This is a genomic window from Amycolatopsis umgeniensis (assembly GCF_014205155.1).
Lineage (GTDB): Bacteria > Actinomycetota > Actinomycetes > Mycobacteriales > Pseudonocardiaceae > Amycolatopsis > Amycolatopsis umgeniensis.
In genome coordinates, this window is sequence record NZ_JACHMX010000001.1 from 8,568,584 (window position 1) to 8,584,744 (window position 16,161).

Annotated in this window: 17 protein-coding genes; 6 read left to right on the forward strand and 11 right to left on the reverse strand. The window is 68.9% G+C overall.

Annotated elements, in window-relative coordinates; all coding sequences use genetic code 11:
- The first annotated feature begins 5 nt into the window (after positions 1–5).
- From HDA45_RS39025 to HDA45_RS39040, 4 genes are all read left to right on the forward strand, one after another.
- Positions 6–962: an ABC transporter permease gene (locus tag HDA45_RS39025; RefSeq protein WP_184904091.1), complete on the forward strand. Its 957-nt coding sequence runs from the start codon at positions 6–8 to the stop codon at positions 960–962.
- Positions 959–1,951, forward strand: coding sequence for an ABC transporter permease (locus HDA45_RS39030; protein WP_184904093.1), 993 nt, complete (start codon positions 959–961; stop codon positions 1,949–1,951). Before HDA45_RS39025 ends, HDA45_RS39030 begins: the two co-directional genes overlap by 4 nt.
- Before the next feature lie 9 nt (positions 1,952–1,960).
- Positions 1,961–4,684 (forward strand): AbfB domain-containing protein, encoded by a 2,724-nt coding sequence (locus HDA45_RS39035; RefSeq protein WP_184904095.1) that lies wholly within the window; start codon positions 1,961–1,963, stop codon positions 4,682–4,684.
- 194 nt (positions 4,685–4,878) lie between these two features.
- Complete coding sequence (locus HDA45_RS39040) at positions 4,879–5,628, forward strand: LysR family substrate-binding domain-containing protein (protein ID WP_184904097.1); 750 nt, start codon at positions 4,879–4,881, stop codon at positions 5,626–5,628.
- A gap of 90 nt (positions 5,629–5,718) precedes the next feature.
- On the opposite strand, the gene HDA45_RS39045 is transcribed toward HDA45_RS39040, so the two are convergent.
- The 4 genes from HDA45_RS39045 to HDA45_RS39060 all read right to left on the reverse strand — a co-directional run bounded on the left by HDA45_RS39045 (position 5,719) and on the right by HDA45_RS39060 (position 7,847).
- Positions 5,719–6,069, reverse strand: coding sequence for a DUF5997 family protein (locus HDA45_RS39045; protein WP_221472956.1), 351 nt, complete (start codon positions 6,067–6,069; stop codon positions 5,719–5,721).
- Positions 6,070–6,144: 75 nt separating this feature from the next.
- Positions 6,145–6,414, reverse strand: coding sequence for a PASTA domain-containing protein (locus HDA45_RS39050; RefSeq protein ID WP_221471356.1), 270 nt, complete (start codon positions 6,412–6,414; stop codon positions 6,145–6,147).
- A 27-nt stretch (positions 6,415–6,441) separates the two neighbouring features.
- Positions 6,442–7,455, reverse strand: coding sequence for a DUF1648 domain-containing protein (locus tag HDA45_RS39055; RefSeq protein WP_184904101.1), 1,014 nt, complete (start codon positions 7,453–7,455; stop codon positions 6,442–6,444).
- Complete coding sequence (locus HDA45_RS39060; protein ID WP_184904103.1) at positions 7,452–7,847, reverse strand: GntR family transcriptional regulator; 396 nt, start codon at positions 7,845–7,847, stop codon at positions 7,452–7,454. The genes HDA45_RS39055 and HDA45_RS39060 overlap by 4 nt, the downstream gene beginning before the upstream one ends.
- Before the next feature lie 71 nt (positions 7,848–7,918).
- Between HDA45_RS39060 and HDA45_RS39065 the strand changes: the two genes are divergently transcribed.
- Positions 7,919–8,281: a hypothetical protein gene (locus tag HDA45_RS39065; RefSeq protein ID WP_184904105.1), complete on the forward strand. Its 363-nt coding sequence runs from the start codon at positions 7,919–7,921 to the stop codon at positions 8,279–8,281.
- Here HDA45_RS39065 and HDA45_RS39070 read toward each other — a convergent pair.
- Positions 8,278–8,772: a hypothetical protein gene (locus HDA45_RS39070; protein ID WP_184904107.1), complete on the reverse strand. Its 495-nt coding sequence runs from the start codon at positions 8,770–8,772 to the stop codon at positions 8,278–8,280. The two genes, HDA45_RS39065 and HDA45_RS39070, sit on opposite strands and share 4 nt — an antisense overlap.
- Before the next feature lie 212 nt (positions 8,773–8,984).
- Here HDA45_RS39070 and HDA45_RS39075 point away from each other — a divergent pair, with 212 nt between their 5' ends.
- Positions 8,985–10,121 (forward strand): serine hydrolase domain-containing protein, encoded by a 1,137-nt coding sequence (locus HDA45_RS39075; protein WP_184904109.1) that lies wholly within the window; start codon positions 8,985–8,987, stop codon positions 10,119–10,121.
- A gap of 95 nt (positions 10,122–10,216) precedes the next feature.
- Here the strand turns inward: HDA45_RS39075 and HDA45_RS39080 are convergent, their stop codons facing one another.
- The 6 genes from HDA45_RS39080 to pdhA all read right to left on the reverse strand — a co-directional run bounded on the left by HDA45_RS39080 (position 10,217) and on the right by pdhA (position 16,034).
- Complete coding sequence (locus HDA45_RS39080; RefSeq protein ID WP_184904111.1) at positions 10,217–10,999, reverse strand: PE-PPE domain-containing protein; 783 nt, start codon at positions 10,997–10,999, stop codon at positions 10,217–10,219.
- Positions 11,000–11,101: 102 nt separating this feature from the next.
- Positions 11,102–11,401 carry a VOC family protein gene (locus tag HDA45_RS39085; RefSeq protein WP_343072258.1) on the reverse strand — a complete coding sequence of 100 codons (300 nt, stop codon included), beginning with the start codon at positions 11,399–11,401 and terminating at the stop codon, positions 11,102–11,104.
- The gene (locus tag HDA45_RS39090) at positions 11,286–12,674 is read right to left on the reverse strand and encodes an MFS transporter (protein ID WP_246480941.1); all 1,389 of its coding nucleotides are present in this window, start codon (positions 12,672–12,674) and stop codon (positions 11,286–11,288) included. The genes HDA45_RS39085 and HDA45_RS39090 overlap by 116 nt, the downstream gene beginning before the upstream one ends.
- A gap of 84 nt (positions 12,675–12,758) precedes the next feature.
- Positions 12,759–13,946 (reverse strand): 2-oxo acid dehydrogenase subunit E2, encoded by a 1,188-nt coding sequence (locus tag HDA45_RS39095; RefSeq protein ID WP_184904115.1) that lies wholly within the window; start codon positions 13,944–13,946, stop codon positions 12,759–12,761.
- Positions 13,939–14,937 (reverse strand): alpha-ketoacid dehydrogenase subunit beta, encoded by a 999-nt coding sequence (locus HDA45_RS39100; protein WP_184904118.1) that lies wholly within the window; start codon positions 14,935–14,937, stop codon positions 13,939–13,941. Before HDA45_RS39100 ends, HDA45_RS39095 begins: the two co-directional genes overlap by 8 nt.
- A complete protein-coding gene (gene pdhA / locus HDA45_RS39105; protein WP_184904120.1) occupies positions 14,937–16,034 on the reverse strand; it encodes a pyruvate dehydrogenase (acetyl-transferring) E1 component subunit alpha in 1,098 nt (365 codons plus the stop codon). Before pdhA ends, HDA45_RS39100 begins: the two co-directional genes overlap by 1 nt.
- Between the last annotated feature and the right edge of the window lie 127 nt (positions 16,035–16,161).

Here is a 16,161-nt window from a genome sequence, read left to right on the forward strand (position 1 = left end):
GCATCATGACGGACACGGCGAAGACGGTGGACCGGACCAGGGTGGCGCGCTGGCTGCAGGAGTACGGCGTGTACGTCGCCGTCGTCGCGCTCGTGCTGTTCAACATCGCGTTCACGGCGAACTTCCTGACCGTGGGCAACTTCCGCACCCAGCTCATCCAGGCCGCACCGGTACTGGTGGTCGCGCTCGGGATGGCGCTGGTGATCGGCACCGAGGGCGTCGACCTCTCGGTGGGCGCGGTGATGGCCCTGTCGGCGGCGATCATCCCGTTGTACCTCGGCGCCGGGACGCTGCCCGCCGTCGCCATCGCGCTCGCCGCGGGACTGGCGGCGGGCGCGCTCAACGGCGTCCTCGTGGCCAAGGTCGGGATCCAGCCGATCGTGGCGACACTGGCCTTGCTCGTCGGCGGGCGCGGGCTCGCGCTGGTGCTCGCCGACGGCCAGCTCGTCCAGCTGCACGATCCGGGTTTCCTCGCCCTCGGCACCGGTGAAGTCCTCGGGATCCCGGTGAGCGTCCTCATCGCGGCCGTCCTGGCCGTCCTGATGGCGGCGCTGGTCGGGAAGACGGCGTTCGGCAGGCGGCTGGTCGCGATCGGCGGCAACCGCCGTGCCAGCGTGCTCGCCGGGCTGCCGGTCAACCGCGTCCTCATCGGCGTCTACGCGATCTGCGGACTGCTCGCCGCGCTGGCCGGGGTGCTCTCCACCGCCCGGCTCGGCGCCGGCGACCCCGCGGACGCCGGACTGCTGATGGAACTGTCCGCGATCACCGCGGTCGTGGTCGGCGGGACCCCGCTGACCGGCGGACGCGTCCGCATCCTCGGCACGGTGATGGGTGTCCTGCTCATGCAGCTCGTCCGCGCCACGCTCATCAAGCACAACCTGCCGGATTCGACCGCGCAGATGATCCAGGCCGCGATCATCGTCGGCGCGGTGTACGTCGCACGGGAACGGAGCAGCCGATGACCGCGGCGCCCACCTTGGCCGGGCAGGACTCCACCCGGCGCGAGCTGATGACCGGAGTACTGCAGAAACAGGGCGCGGCCATCGCGCTGGTGCTCATGGTCGCCGTGGCGTGGCTGCTGTTCCCGCGCTTCGGCAGCCTGGACAACCTGCGCGACATCGCGTTGCAGAGCTCGTTCCTCGCGATCATCGCGCTCGGGATGACGTTCGTGATCATCACCGGCGGGATCGACCTGTCGGTCGGTTCCGTGTACGCGCTGGGCGGGGTCCTCGCGGCATACGGTTCTCAGTGGGGCTTCCTCGTGGCGCTTTTGCTCCCGCTGGCGGTCTGCGGGCTGATCGGGCTGATCAACGGGCTTCTCGTCGCGAAAACCGGGATGGCGCCGTTCATCGTCACGCTGGCGACGCTGCTCTTCGCCCGCGGGCTGTTGCTCGCGATCACCAGCGAAGGCGCCACGACGTACAAGATCCCGGAGGGTGAGGCGTTCGTCGAACTCGGGCGCGGCACGCTGTTCGGGTTCGGTTATCCGGTGTTCATCGCGGCGGCGCTGTGCCTGATCGGCGGGCTCCTGCTGCGGCGGACCCGGTTCGGGCAGTCGGTGTTCGCCACCGGCGGCTCGGAGCAGTCCGCGAAGCTGATGGGACTGCCCGTCGCGCGGACGAAGGTCACCGTCTACGTCATGAGCGGTGTCCTTTCCGGGCTCGCGGGCGCGCTCACCGCGGCCTATCTGCAATCCGGTGTCACGGTGATCGGGGTCGGCCTCGAACTGGACGCCATCTCCGTCGTCGTCATCGGGGGCACCCTGCTGACCGGTGGGATGGGCACGATTCTCGGAACGGTCATCGGGGTGGGCATCCGAACGGTCATCCAGAACGTCATCAACCAGATAGGAACTCTCGACAGCAACTACCAGTCGGTGGTCAGCGGCGCGTTCCTGCTGGTGGTCGTTGTCCTGCAGCGGTCGCTGGCCCGCACGACCACCCGGAGATAGGGAGATCGCATGCACCGAAGAACCGCGCGCGTCCTGAGCGTCGTGGCCGGTCTGCTGGCCGCCGCGACGACACTCGTCCCCGTCGCCCAAGCCGCCCCCGTCCCGCTCCCGACTCCATGGACGAGCCAGGTCTCGCCGTCCAACGCGTTGCCCGAGTACCCGCGCCCGCAACTGGTGCGCTCGGAATGGCTCAACCTCAACGGGACCTGGGGGTTCACCGGCGCGCCGAACCTGAACTCGCCGCCGATCGGCAGGCCGCTGGGCGAGAACGTCCTCGTGCCTTACCCGATCGAGTCGATGCTTTCGGGGATCAAACGGCACGAGGACAACATGTTCTACCGCCGGACGTTCACCGTTCCGTCCACTTGGGACGGCCGCAGGGTGAAGCTCAACTTCGGCGCCGTCACCTGGGAGACCAGGGTCTGGGTCAACGGGACGTCGATCGGGAGCCACACCGGCGGTTTCGACGCCTTCTCGTTCGACATCACCCCGGCGCTCAAGGCGGGGGAGAACGAGATCGTCGTCGGTGTCGCGTCGCCGGTCGACGGCAGCCGGTACCCGATCGGGAAACAGCGCAAGACGCCCGGCGGCATCTTCTACACGGCGGCGTCGGGGATCTGGCAGACCGTCTGGCTGGAACCGGTCCGGGCCGAGCACATCACCCGGCTCGACACCACGCCGGACGTCCCCGGCGGCGCGCTCGACCTCGTGGTCCAAGGCACGCCCGGGCAGCAGGCGACCGCCGAAGTGCTTTCGGGCGGCCAAGTGGTCGGCACCGCGACCGGAGCCGTCGGATCCCACCTGCGGGTTCCGGTCCCGAACGCGCGGCTGTGGTCACCGGACGATCCGTTCCTCTACGACCTGCGGGTGCGGCTGCCGGGAGGCGACGTCGTCACCGGGTACTTCGGCATGCGCTCGCTGGGCAAGGCGATGGTCGGCGGCGTGATGCGGCCGCTGCTCAACGGCAAGTTCGTCTTCCAACTGGGCACCCTCGACCAGGGGTATTGGCCGGACGGCATCTACACCGCGCCGACGGACGAGGCGCTGCGGTTCGACCTCGCACGCCAGAAGGCCTTGGGCTTCAACATGGTCCGCAAGCACATCAAGGTCGAACCGGCGCGATGGTTCTATCACGCGGACAGGCTCGGGCTGATGGTCTGGCAGGACATGCCCGCGCTCGACGCCGTCGACGAAGTCCCCAACGGGCACACGAACTTCGAGTCCGAACTGCGGCGGATGATCGAGCAGCACAAGGGCATCACGTCGATCGTGCAATGGGTGCCGTTCAACGAGGGCTGGGGCGAGTACGACGCCGGACGCATCGTCGACCTGGTCCGCTCGATCGACGACACCCGGCTGATCAACCACAACTCGGGTTCCAACTGCTGTGTGTCCGATCCGGATCCCGGCAACGGTGACGTGATCGACGATCACGCGTACCAGATCTCCACCGGCACAAGGCAACCCGACGCGAGACGGGTCGCGGTGCTGGGGGAGTACGGCGGCCTCGGCAGACGCGTCGTCGGGCACGAATGGGAACCCGGCAAGGGTTTCGCGTACGGCGCGCTGTACCCGGACGAGACGTCGCTGACGAACCGGTACGTGGAGATCACGAAGCAGGTCGGGCGGATGGTGCAGGGCCGCGGGCTTTCCGCGTCGGTCTACACCGAACCGTACGACGTCGAGAACGAGGTCAACGGCTTCTACACCTACGACCGCCGTGTCCTGAAGATGACCGAAGCGCGGGTGCGCGAGATCAACCAGAAGGTGCTCGCCATCGCCAAGGGCACCGAAGTGGGCAAGGGCGAGCCGGTTTCGCTGAGGGTCACCACGGCCGGGTACACCGACCGGTACTTGCGGCACCAGAACGATTTCGTCCGCACCGACGTCCTCGGCGAAGGCAGCGCGGACGTCGCCAAGAAGGACGCGACGTTCTGGGTACGGCAGGGGCTGGCCGACGCGGCGTGCCTGTCGTTCGAGTCGCGGAACTACCCCGGGCAGTTCCTGCGGCACGCGTCGTCGCGGATCCGCAAGGACGCGAACGACGGTTCGGCCCTGTTCGCCGCGGACGCGACCTTCTGCGCGAGGGAGGGTGCCGGAGGAACGGCACTGGAGTCGTTCAACCAGCGTGGCGCCTACATCCGCCACTACGCGGAGACGGTCTATCTCGCGCGCAGCGGCGGGGCGAACCCTTGGGACACCCCGTCGGGTTTCGCGGCGGACACGACGTGGGCCGTCTCGGTCCCGCTCTGGCGCAGCGGCGCCGACCTGCCGCTGGATCAGGCAAGGTCGTTCAAGGTGACCACACCGGGCTTCACCGACCGTTTCCTGCGGCACCGTGACGGTCTCGCGCGGACGGACGTGGTGAACGCGTCGAGTGCGGCGGTGCTCAAGGCGGACGCGACGTTCTTCGTGCGGCGCGGCCTCGCGGATCCGTCGTGCTACTCGCTGGAGGCGCGCAACTATCCGGGCCAGTTCCTGCGGCACGCGGACTTCCGGGTGCGGCTCGGCGGGAACGACAACACCGACCTGTTCCGGAAGGACGCGACGTTCTGCGCCCAGCCCGGACCCGGTGGCGTGCGGCTCGCGTCGGTGAACGAACTGGGCACGAACATGCGGCACTACGCCGAGGAGGTCTTCGTCGCGGCCAGCGGCGGTGGCCACCCGTTCGACAACCCGGTCTCGTACGACCAGGACGTCACCTGGGCGGTCTCGGGGGCTTGGGCTCCGTAGGCCGGTCTCGTGAGTGTCGTAACCGGCGCGACCTTGATCAACGGAGGGTTGAGCGTCCCCGATCCTCCGTTGATCAAGGTCCGAGACTCGAGTAGTTCACGTGACTGGATGGACGGCACGTGTGATCAGACGGACGACACGCGTGATTGGATGGACGACTCACGGCTCGCACTACGCCCGGTAACCTTGCCCCCATGACCGGCCCGGACACACCCGCCTCGTTCAAGCTCGCGTACGTCCCCGGCGTGACGCCCTCGAAGTGGGTCCGGATCTGGAACGAGCGGTCGCCCGGCGTTCCGCTGGACCTCGTCCAGACGACCGCCGCCGACGCCGCCGCGCTGGTCCGGGAGCGCGAAGTGGACGCCGTCCTGCTGAGGCTCCCGATCGACCGCGAGGGCTTGCACGCGATCCCGCTCTACACCGAGACGACTGTCGTGGTCGTCCCCAAGGACCACCTGGTCGCCGCCGCGGACGAGGTCTCCGTCGACGACATCGCCGACGACATCGTGCTGCACCCGCTCGACGACACGCTGGAGTGGGACCGGCCGCCCGGGAAACCCGCGCTGGAGCGTCCCGCCACGACGGCGGACGCCATCGAACTGGTCGCCGCCGGCGTCGGGCTGCTGCTCGTCCCGCAGTCCCTCGCGCGCCTGCACCACCGGCGTGATCTGACCTACCGTCCGATCTCCGGCGCACCGGAGTCCGGGGTCGCACTGTCCTGGCCGGAAGAAGAGACCACCGACCTGATGGAGCAGTTCATCGGGATCGTCCGCGGCCGGACCGTCAACAGCACCCGGGGGCGGCAGCAGGCGCCGGAGAAGCAGGTCCAGGAGAAGAAAGCCAGTGAGAAGAAAGCGCCTGCGAAGATCAAGCGCCCCCAGCCTGGCGGCCGGAAGCCGCAGCGCGGTGCTCCCAAACGCGGCAAGCCCCGCCGCCGCAGCTAGCCGGAGCTGACGATGCCCCCAATGCCACATTGGAGACACTGAGCGTCTCCAATGTGGCATTGGGGGCATCGCGAAGGACTGAGACCCGGCCTAGCCGTCGGTGCGGGCGGCTTTCACCCGCGCCTCTTCCTTGCGGACCTCGGCCTGGGTCTCGCGCTCACGCTTCAGCCAGTCGGGCTCTTCGGTCTTGACCGCGTCGATCTGGTCGGTGGTGAGGGCGCCGGTGATCCCGCCTCGCGCCAGGCCGCTGATGGAGATGCCCAGCTTCGCCGCGATGACCGGGCGCGGGTGCGGCCCGTTGCGGCGCAGTTCCCGCAGCCACTCGGGCGGCTCGGCCTGCAGCGCGTTCAGTTCGTCGCGGGAGACGACACCCTCCTGGAACTCCGCCGGGGTGGCCTCGAGGTACACACCCAGCTTCTTCGCCGCTGTCGCGGGCTTCATGGTTTGAGGGGTCTTGTGCGACGTCATTGCCTCAGGGTAACGAGCGGCCAGGGCTCCCCTGATCACACCCGGTGATCAGCCCTCGGCCTGGTCTTCGAGGAGGTTCGGCAGCGGACGCCGGGGCTCGCGGACGCCTGCGGGGTCTCCGCCGCCGGTGATCCAGACGGTCACCGCACTCCACTGAGGCAGCCGCGCTCCGGGCGCGGGCAACTGCGCGGCGACCCGGCCGTTCAGGAGGGGGTGCGGGCTGTCGGGATCGGGTCCTTGCAGCAGTAACCCCGCCTCGTGCCCGGACAACCAGGCATCGAGTGCCTGCTTCCCCACGAAGTCCGGCACCACGGCCACGATTCCTCACCCACGACCAAAATACCGTCAAACGCCCTTGGCCGGGAGAGGTACGACACCGGTTCCGGCGAGCACCCCGGCCACGGCGACCAAGGCGAGGACCAGCCAGGCGACCGGATGTCCGAGGTTGAGCGTCCAGTAGGTCCCGACCCGCCGGTGCACCAGCAGCGCCGGGTCTCCCCGGTTCAGATAGACCATCCCGGCCGCGTGCCAGTAGCGGTCGTCGTCGCGTTGCTCGTACGGGGTTTCCGCTTCGTCGCCGATGGGGGAGAGCCGGTGCCCGGCGTCGCCCGCCCGGACGGCGAAGACGATCCACGCGAGGAAGGCCGCGGCCAGCGGAAGGTAGGCCACGATCGTGACCGGCACCGTCGTTTCCACGATCTCCCACACTTGGAGCGAGACCACGAGCAGTGTCGCGTTGACGCAGCCTGCGGAGATCAGCAGCAGACTGAGCACGCCGTGCAGGTACTCCCGGTATCGCGAAGCCGAAGCCGACGGCTGTGCGGCGTCGATCTCGGGGCGGGCACGGGGGATCGCGATGGCCAGGAGCGAGATCAGCACGACGAGCAGGGCTTGTGCGATGACCGTCGAGAAGGCCGTCACGTCCTTGGACAGGCCGATGGCCGCCGTGGCGACGGCCAGCAACCCCGCTGGCGTCAAGAGAATCCACTGTGGACGAACCGGGTCGGACCACAGCGAGGTGTCGGCGGCGACCGCCTGCCGTGTCCCCGCGTACCAGCCGCCGTCCCGTTTCGCGGCGGTGATCGAACGATGCGCCAGTCCGCCGAGCAGCGAATACGCCACGACGAGACCGATCAGGACGACGTCGGGCGCGAGCCGGGTGAAGACGACGGCCGCGCAGGCGATGAGGGCGGCTGCCCCGATTCCCCGGTTGTAGCGGCGGCGGACGAGGGCGATGACGGGCTCTTCGGCGCGTCCTGCCGGGATCCGGACACCGAACGGGAGCGTCGGCCGCGACAGGGCGGGCGCGGACAGGAAGACACCCGCGGTGAACACGATCAGGGCGAGGTTCAGCGTCATCGCCGCGTGCCCACCGCGAAGGAGTCCAGCACGCTTTCACACCGGCCCGTCACCTCGCGCGGACCCAGTCCGAGCGCGACGGCCTCGGCGAGCAGGGTGCGCAGCCGCTCCTGCCACTCGTCCGCGTAGCCGTCCTCCGCCGGCCCGGAGCCGGCGTCCCGCCGCACGACGGCGCCGGTCTTGCGGTTGATCCGGATGAATCCCTGCGTCCGCAACAGGTCGTAGGCCTTGTTGACGGTGTGGAAGTTGATCCCCAGGTCGGCCCCGAGTTGCCGGGTCGAGGGCAGGGCGCTGCCCTCGACCAGCACGCCGTCGGCGACGGCTTCGACGATCCGGTCGCGGATCTGCTGGTAGATCGGCACCTCGCTGTCGAGGTCGAGTGTCAGCAACACCCACCAAGGATATCTGCTATACACTTACTATAACAACTACATCAGATAGCTACCGAGGGAAGGTGGTCGTGATGGCGAAGATGGACATCGCCGAGGGCGGGGTGCGGGTGAGGTTCTCGGCCTGGGAGCGGTTGGCGGTGTGGCGCGACGAAGTGGTGGTGCCGCTGGCGGCGATCAGGGCCGTCGAGCGCGTCGAGGCGCCGGTGGGACGGGCCCGCGGTGGGCGGGCCGGAGTGCTGATCAGCGGCGTGCTGAAGGTGGGGTACTGGGGGCTGGGGACGGGAGTCCGTCAGCTGGTGTCGGTCCGCCGGGGCGTGCCGGCGCTACGGCTCGAGATCGATCGCGCGGTCGCCGGGCTTCGCTTCGACGAAGTGCTCGTCAGCGCGCGGAACGCGGCGGAACTCGCCGCCGCGCTCGCGCCGAGCCGCGTCTAGAGGTAGTCGAAGAACCGGTCCCACCACGACGGTGGCCGGTCCGGCGGGTACAGGGCGTCGAAGCCGCTGATCCCGGTGTACTTGGTCCACAACGGATGTTCGGAGACGGGCAGGTAGCCGAGTGCTTCCAGCTCGTCTTCGACCCGGCTCCGGTCCCGCGCCGGGAAGAACTCGAGCTCTTCGTCCTCGTCGTAACTGCCCGGATTTCCCAGTGTCACCGCGACGAGACCGCCGAAATTGCTGACCGTGACGGTCAGCTGGTCCACCGCGGAGGTCGCGCTCGCCGGGATCACGATCCTGCCGAGATGGCTGGCGTCCTGAACGTTGCGGTCGACATCGCAGACACAGTCGAAGGCTCGCCCGAGCCGCTCGGCCAGTTGCTCGAATCGGGCTCGAGCGGCAGGTCCGTCGAAGTCGTGCGGTACCTCCCAGTAGCCGGGTTCGTCCAGCTCTCGCAGCATCGCCCAGGTCTGCTGTTCGTCGAGGGGCATCGTCGCCTCCCGGCCTCGGGTGGTCTAGTCCACTTAGTGAACTGACCTTAACCAGCCGCATCCCGTGCGGACAATGGTGGGACGAATTCTCGTCCGAAAAAGTTTCCCGGGTAGCGCCAGCGCTACCCGGGATCCGGGAGGCTGCCCTCCTGATCTTCGTGCCCGATTCGACCAGTGTGATCAGTGTTGATCCGGTCGATGAAGGAGTACGCATGACGGTACGCAAGGGTGTCGTGGTCCTGACGGTGGCGGGGCTGTTGGGCTCCGCATGGACCACGGCGGCGGACGCGGCCCCCGCCAAGGGGTCTGAGCTGCAGCAAGGCCTCGATTCATTGGTACGTCAGGAGAAGTTCCCGGCCGCTCTGGCCTCTGTGACCGGCAGAGGGCGCACGACGTCGCTGGTGGCGGGGTCCTCGCGGATCGACCGCCAGGTCCCGGTCCCCCGCGACGGCAGCGTCCGGGCGGGCAGCAACACCAAGACGTTCACCGCGGTCGCGGTCCTGCAGCTGGTCGCCGAGGGCAAGGTGGAACTGGATGCCCCGATCGAGAAGTACCTTCCCGGGATCGTGCGGGGGGAGGGCATCGACGGCACCGAGATCACCATCCGGCACCTGTTGCAGCACACCAGCGGACTGCCGAACTACACCGAGTATCTCGGCCTCCAGGACTTCGAAAAGGTGCAGCACCGGTACTTCCCGAACCACGAACTGCTCGCCGCGGCCTTGAGCCATCCGGCGAAGTTCGCGCCCGGCACCAAATGGGAGTACAGCAACACCGGCTACCTGCTGGCGGGCATGGTCATCGAGAAGGTGACCGGACGCCCGATCCAGGAACAGATCACCGAACGTGTGATCAAGAAGGCGGGACTGAAGCACACCTACTGGCCGCAGGTCGGCGACCAGACCATCCAGGGACGGCACCCGCAGGGTTACGCCATCGGCAACGCCGCCACCGGCAAGGTGATCGACGCGACCGAGCTGGACCCGTCCTGGGGTGGCGCCGCCGGTCAACTGATCTCGACGCCGAGCGACCTGGCGCGGTTCTTCCGCGTCCTGCTCGAAGGAAAGCTGCTGCCCGCCGCGCAGCTGGCCGAGATGCGCAAGACGGTCGACGCGCCGCTGTTCCCGGGGACGAAATACGGCCTGGGCCTGATGAGCAACCCGCTCAGCTGCGGTGGGGTGTACTGGGGGCACGGCGGGGATATCCACGGCTTCGAAACCCGTGGCGGGGCAACGGAAGACGGCCGTACGGTCGGCCTCGCGGTGACCGCCATGCCAGGGACTTTCGGAGACGCCGAGAAGGGCTCCAAGGCGGTGATGGCCACTGTGGACAGTGCTTTTTGCCGGTGACCGACGCCTGCCCGCCCACACCCTTGTGGACGGGCAGGCGCCCGATTCGCTGTCACCCGGCGATCGGGCGCCGGATGACAGCGGCCTTCACCCGGTCACGGCGCGGGATGCGGCGGACGGCAGTTCTGCCGCGGCAGCGCGTGCGAACCGTTGGTGTACACGCCGTCCGCGATCGTGTCCTCCATGATCGAGCGGTGATCGGTGGGACGGGCCCACTGGTAACAAAGGTGCTGGGCGAAATACCCGCCAGGCGCTTCGAAGGTGTCGAAGTGGCAGACACCGTCGGTTTCGATGCAGTAGCGGATGAACGGGATGCCACCGAAATCGGTGCGGCCGGGCCCGAAGGACACGTAGCCGCCGAACGGCGACGGCGCCCCGGCGCCCGGCGGGAGCACCGCGCTGATCCCGCGTCCCGGCGGACCGACAGGCTGCATCGGATCGGCGAAGATCTTCGCGCTGAACCGCGACTTGTCGACGGCGAGTTTCCCGTCGGCGATGTCGTTCAGCACCAGGTTCGCGACCAGCGCGCCCTGCGAGTAGCCCACGACGGTGAATTCCGCGCCGGGGTTCTCGTCGAAGGAGCTCTGGACGACACGACGGGCTTCTTCGTGCCCGCGCGCGACGCTCTGGTCCATCGGTGTCTGGTCGCAGTTGGGCAGTCCGGCGGCCCCCGCCGGGTAGTGGACCACCTTCCGGATCCCGCCTCGCAACCAGGCGTCGTTGTACACGGTCGCGGCCCCGTCGCAGGTGCCGCCGACGAGGATGTAGTAGCGCGCCTGCTCGGCCGTCTCGGCCTGGGCCGCCGGCGCCATGGCGCCGACCAGCCCGGTGGCCAGCGCGGCCACCGCCAGGACCCCCCTGAATTTCTTCACGTTCATCGTCCCTTCCGTTCGACTACGGTGCGTGTTCGAACGTTAGGGATGCGTCATGAAATTTTGATGAAACCCGCCATCGGGCCCAGCGAGCTGGGCCGAACGGGCTCAGCGATGGGACAGCACGTTGACCACGTGGCCACCGGGATCGCGGACGAAGAACCGCCGGACGCCCCACGGCTCGTCGGTCAGTTCGTGCACGATCTCCGCGCCGGAGGCCTTGGCCGCCGCGTAGGCCGCGTCGACGTCTTCGACCTCGATCGAGGCGGCCGGGACGACGGGCGCTGTTTCGTCATGGGTCATGAGGCTCAGCTGGACCTCCGGCCGTTCCGGATCCGCCAGGGTCACGATCCAGCCGTGGTCCATCACCACTTCGAAGCCGAGCACCTGCACGTAGAAGGCTTTCACCCGGTCCATCGACTGGGTTTCGAGGTCGGTGACCACTCTCTTGATCGACATGTGTCGATCCTGGCACAGGGGTCCGACGCTTTCGGGGGAGCAGGAGCGGCGTCGCCAGCATGAGCGCCCCGGCGATGCCGACAGCGGCACGCGGGCCGGTGAACGCGGCGAGCAGGCCCCATGTCGCGGTCAAGCCCGCGGTGGTGAGCTTGCCCGCGATCGACCAGGCCGAAAGGGTGCGCGCCGCGCGGTCGAGGGGTACCTGTTCGAGCCTGCTGGTGGCCAGCACCGGGTTGAACACGCCGATGCAGGTGATCAGGCAGAGTTCGACGACGATGACCAGGACCAGCCCCGAAACACCGGGATGGACGAAGACCAGCCCGACGGGCCAGCAGACGCGCAGCCACCCCGCGACGAAGAGGACCCGGTCACGGCCGTACCGGGCGACCACGCTCCGGGAAAGCCTCGACCCGATCAGCCCGCCGAGACAGGGCACGGCGAAGGCCACCGCGTACTCCCACGGGGCGAAACCGAGCTGACCGAGCATGAGGACGGCGAGCAGCGGCGCGGTCGCCATGATCAGGCCGTTGACCACGATCGTGTTGACGAACAAGGGCCGCAGCAGCGGATGGGTGAGGATGAACCGCCAGCCTTCCCACAGGTCGCGGCCGCTCAGCCGGGGGCCGTCCGGCCTCGCGGGTGGTGGCTCCGAGCCGCCGACCGCGCGGATCCCCACCGCCGAGAGCAGATAGCTGACCGCGTCGGCGGCGATCGTGATCACCGGCCCGAACAGGCCGACGGCGAAACCGCCGAGCGGCGGGCCGAGCACCGTCGCCGTCCACGTGGTCGATTCGAACCGCGCGTTCGCGACGAGCAGGTCTTCCTTCGGCAGCAGCGTTTTCAGGAAGGCGCCACTGGCGGCGAGGAACGTGATGTCCGCCGCGGCGACGATCACCGACACGGCGAGCAGCTGTCCGAAGCCGAGCAGCCCGAACGCGTAGGCCACCGGAACGGTCAGCAGCGCCGCGCAGCGGACCAGGTCCATCGCGATCATCACCGGCCGTTTGCGGCGGAACTCGACCCAGGGGCCGAGCGGCAGCGCGACCACGGCGCCCACGACGAGCCCCGCGGCCGCCAGCAGCGAGACCTCGGTGGCGCCCGCACCCAGCGCCACGATGGCGATGAGGCTGAACGCGTCGAACGCGAACCTCGTGCCGAAAGCGCTCGCCGCGTACGCCGCCCAAAGCCAGCCGAATCGTCGCCCCAGCGACCGCCCACCCATTCGCGAGATCAAAGCAAGGCTGGGCGCCGAAGTCGAACAACGCGTCGTTGACGGCCTACAACCGGCGGTTGTGCGACGCGCCGCTCAGAGGTCCCCGAGCGCGGTGACCGGCGACTCGACGCAGTCGGCGACGAAGCGCAGGAACCCGCCTGCGGTCCCGCCGTCGCACACCCGATGGTCGAACGCCAAGGTCAGCTCGCAGATCTTCCGCGCAACCAACGCGCCGTCGACGACCCAGGCGCGGTCGATGATCCGGCCGATCCCGAGGATGGCCGCCTCCGGATGGTTGATGATCGCGGCGGAGCCGTCCACCCCGAACACGCCGTAGTTGTTCACCGTGAAGGTTCCGCCGGTGAGGCCGGCCGGGCCGAGTTTTCCTTCGCGGGCCTGGGTCGTCCGCTCGCCGATCGCCGCCGAAAGCTCCCTTGTGGACAGTGATCCCGCGTCGCGGACGACCGGCACCACGAGACCGCGGTCCGTCTGCGCGGCGAAACCGAGGTTGATGTCCCGCAGCTGGACGATTTCGTCGCCTTCGACACGCGAGTTCAGCTCGGGGTGCTTCCGCAGTCCCGCCACGGCGAACCGGGCCACGAGGCCGAGGAGGCTCACCGGGCGGTCCGGTGCCGAGGCGTTGAGCGACTTCCGCGCGGCGAGGAGTTCGGTCGCGTCGACGTCGACCCAGACCGTCGCCTCGGGAATCTGGCGTCGCGAGGTCGTCAGCTTGTCGGCGACAGCCTTGCGGACCCCGGTGAGCGCGATCCGCGTCTCGCCGTCCCTCTGCTCGGGGACGGTGAGCGCCGCTTCGACGTCGGCTCGCCGGATGATGCCGCCCGGGCCGCTGCCGGTCAGTTTCGTCAGGTCGATCTTGTTGTCAGCGGCCATTTTCCGGACGAACGGCGAGATCACGCCCGGTGCTTTGGGCGGCAGCTCGACGACGGTGGCGCGCGTCCGGCGACGCCGCGTCGTGGTGGTCGTGCCGTAGCCGATCAGGACGTTGCCGCTGCCTTCGCTCGCCGTCGTCACGCCGGGTTCGGTGAACGCGGGGCCGATGGTGAGCAGGGGAGCGCCGACCGGCAGCGACTGGCCGGGCTCGCCATGGAGACGCGTGACGACACCGGCGAACGGCACCGGTACCTCGACGGCGGCCTTCGCGGTCTCCACTTCGACGACCGGCTGGTCGACGCCGACGGTGTCGCCCTCCGCGACGAGCCAGTTCACGATCGACGCCTCGGTCAGTCCCTCGCCGAGGTCCGGGAGCAGGAAGTCAGGCACCGGCAACCGCCGGTTCGTCGTTCCACTGGAGCCGGGCGACGGTGTCCAGGATCCGGTCGACGTCCGGAAGCTGGTGGCGTTCCAGTTTCGGTGGCGGGTAAGGGATGTCCAGTCCGGTGACCCGCAGGACGGGCGCGTGCAGCTGGTGGAAGCACTGTTCAGTGACCCTGGCGACCACCTCCGCGCCGTAGCCGCCGAACCCGGCGGCCTCGTGGACGACGACCGCGCGACCGGTGCGGCGCACCGAAGCGGTGACGGTCTCGTCGTCGAACGGGCTCAGCGACCGGAGGTCGACCACCTCGACGTCCCAGCCCTCGGCCTTCGCGGCTTCCGCCGTCTCCATCGCGGTGGCGACCATCGGGCCGTACGCGATCAGCGTGACGTCCTTGCCCTCGCGGCGTACGACCGCGCGGTCCATGGCCGCGCCGTCGCGGGTGAAGGACACGGTTTCCTTCGACCAGTAGCGGCATTTGGGCTCGAGGAAGATCACCGGATCCGGTGAGTCGATCGAGTCGCGCAAGAGGTCGTAGGCGTCCTGGGGCGTGCCCGGCGTGACGACGCGCAGGCCGGGAGTGTGGGTGTAGTAGGCCTCGCTCGAGTCGCAGTGGTGCTCGACGCCGCCGATCCCGCCCGCGTAGGGGATCCGGATGACCATGGGCAGCGACAGCGCGCCGCGGGTGCGGTTCCGCAGTTTCGCGACGTGCGAGGTGATCTGCTCGAATGCGGGGTACGCGAAGGCGTCGAACTGCATTTCGACCACCGGGCGGAAGCCGCCCATCGCCATCCCGACCGCGAAGCCGACGATGCCGGACTCCGCGAGCGGTGTGTCGAAACAGCGTTCCTCGCCGAAGTCGGCGGTGATGCCGTCGGTCACCCGGAAGACACCGCCGAGCGGGCCGACGTCCTCGCCGAAGATCAGCACGCGATCGTCGTCCTTGACCGCGTCACGCAAAGCGGCGTTGAGCGCCTGTGCCATCGAGATCTCGGTCATCAGCCCTCCACGGCTTCCAGTTCGGCCGCGACCAGCGCGCGCTGAGCGGCCAGCTGACGGGTCGGAACGGCGTACACGTGCTCGAACAACGACAACGGATCCGGCTCGACGTCCGCGTTCAAGGTGTCGCGCACCCCGGCCGCGAAAGTCTCGGCCTCGGCGCGGAAACGCTCGATGTCTTCGCCGGACAGCAGGTTCTCGGTGGTCAGGTAGGTCTCGAGGCGACGGACCGGGTCCGCCGCGCGCCACTTCTCGACTTCGGCCGGATCGCGGTAGCGGGTCGCGTCGTCGGCGTTGGTGTGCGCGTCGATCCGGTAGGTGTGCGCCTCGACCAGGACCGGTCCGCGACCGGCCCGCGCGTGCGCGACGGCGTCGTCCAGCACCGAGAGGACCGCCACCGCGTCGTTGCCGTCGACCTGCTCGGAACGGACGCCGTAGCCGACACCCTTGTAGGCCAGCGCGGGCGCGGCGCTCTGCTTCTCGAACGGCACCGAGATCGCGAACCCGTTGTTCTGCACGAAGAACACCACGGGCGCCTTGAACACGGCCGCGAAGTTGAGTGCCTCGTGGAAGTCGCCCTCACTGGTGGCGCCGTCCCCGATGAGCGCGAACGCGACGGCCTCCTCGCCACGGCGCTGCATCGCGTGGGCGAGCCCGGCCGCGTGGAGGGTCTGGGTGGCCAGCGGGGTGCACTGGGGAGCGACGCGGGTCTCGGCGGGGTCGTAGCCGCAGTGCGCGTCGCCGCGAAGCAACGTCAGGATCTCGCCCGGCTCGAGGCCGCGGGCGACCAGCGCGACCGAGTCACGGTAAGTGGGGAAGAGCCAGTCGGCTTCGGTGAGGGCCAGCGCGCTCGCGACCTGGCAGGCCTCCTGGCCGGCGCTCGACGGATAGACCGCGAGGCGGCCTTGCTTCGTCAGCGCGGTCGCCTGGATGTCGAACCGGCGGCCGAGCACCATCAGCCGGTAAGCCTCGACGAGCCGCTCGGACGGTGGCTCGGTGTAGGCGCCGTGCTCGTCGACACGCGTGCCGTCCTCGGCGAGGAACCGCACCGGGACCGGTGACGGCAGCAACGCGGCGGCAAGGGTCTCCCGCGACATGACGCAGCACCACCTTTCACAGACATATGATGCTGAAATGGTGGTTTCCGGAGTCCTGGTGTTCAAGAGGCAGGCGAAATGAGCGACAAACTGCCCGAAGAATCGGTTCAGACACGCCAACCGTCCA

Coding starts and splice junctions, on each gene's coding strand:
- HDA45_RS39025 (WP_184904091.1), top strand. CDS start 6: ATGACGGACACGGCGAAGACGGTGGACCGGACCAGGGTGGCGCGCTGG.
- HDA45_RS39030 (WP_184904093.1), top strand. CDS start 959: ATGACCGCGGCGCCCACCTTGGCCGGGCAGGACTCCACCCGGCGCGAG.
- HDA45_RS39035 (WP_184904095.1), top strand. CDS start 1,961: ATGCACCGAAGAACCGCGCGCGTCCTGAGCGTCGTGGCCGGTCTGCTG.
- HDA45_RS39040 (WP_184904097.1), top strand. CDS start 4,879: ATGACCGGCCCGGACACACCCGCCTCGTTCAAGCTCGCGTACGTCCCC.
- HDA45_RS39045 (WP_221472956.1), bottom strand. CDS start 6,069: ATGAAGCCCGCGACAGCGGCGAAGAAGCTGGGTGTGTACCTCGAGGCC.
- HDA45_RS39055 (WP_184904101.1), bottom strand. CDS start 7,455: ATGACGCTGAACCTCGCCCTGATCGTGTTCACCGCGGGTGTCTTCCTG.
- HDA45_RS39065 (WP_184904105.1), top strand. CDS start 7,919: ATGGCGAAGATGGACATCGCCGAGGGCGGGGTGCGGGTGAGGTTCTCG.
- HDA45_RS39070 (WP_184904107.1), bottom strand. CDS start 8,772: ATGCCCCTCGACGAACAGCAGACCTGGGCGATGCTGCGAGAGCTGGAC.
- HDA45_RS39075 (WP_184904109.1), top strand. CDS start 8,985: ATGACGGTACGCAAGGGTGTCGTGGTCCTGACGGTGGCGGGGCTGTTG.
- HDA45_RS39080 (WP_184904111.1), bottom strand. CDS start 10,999: ATGAACGTGAAGAAATTCAGGGGGGTCCTGGCGGTGGCCGCGCTGGCC.
- HDA45_RS39090 (WP_246480941.1), bottom strand. CDS start 12,674: ATGGGTGGGCGGTCGCTGGGGCGACGATTCGGCTGGCTTTGGGCGGCG.
- HDA45_RS39100 (WP_184904118.1), bottom strand. CDS start 14,937: ATGACCGAGATCTCGATGGCACAGGCGCTCAACGCCGCTTTGCGTGAC.
- pdhA (WP_184904120.1), bottom strand. CDS start 16,034: ATGTCGCGGGAGACCCTTGCCGCCGCGTTGCTGCCGTCACCGGTCCCG.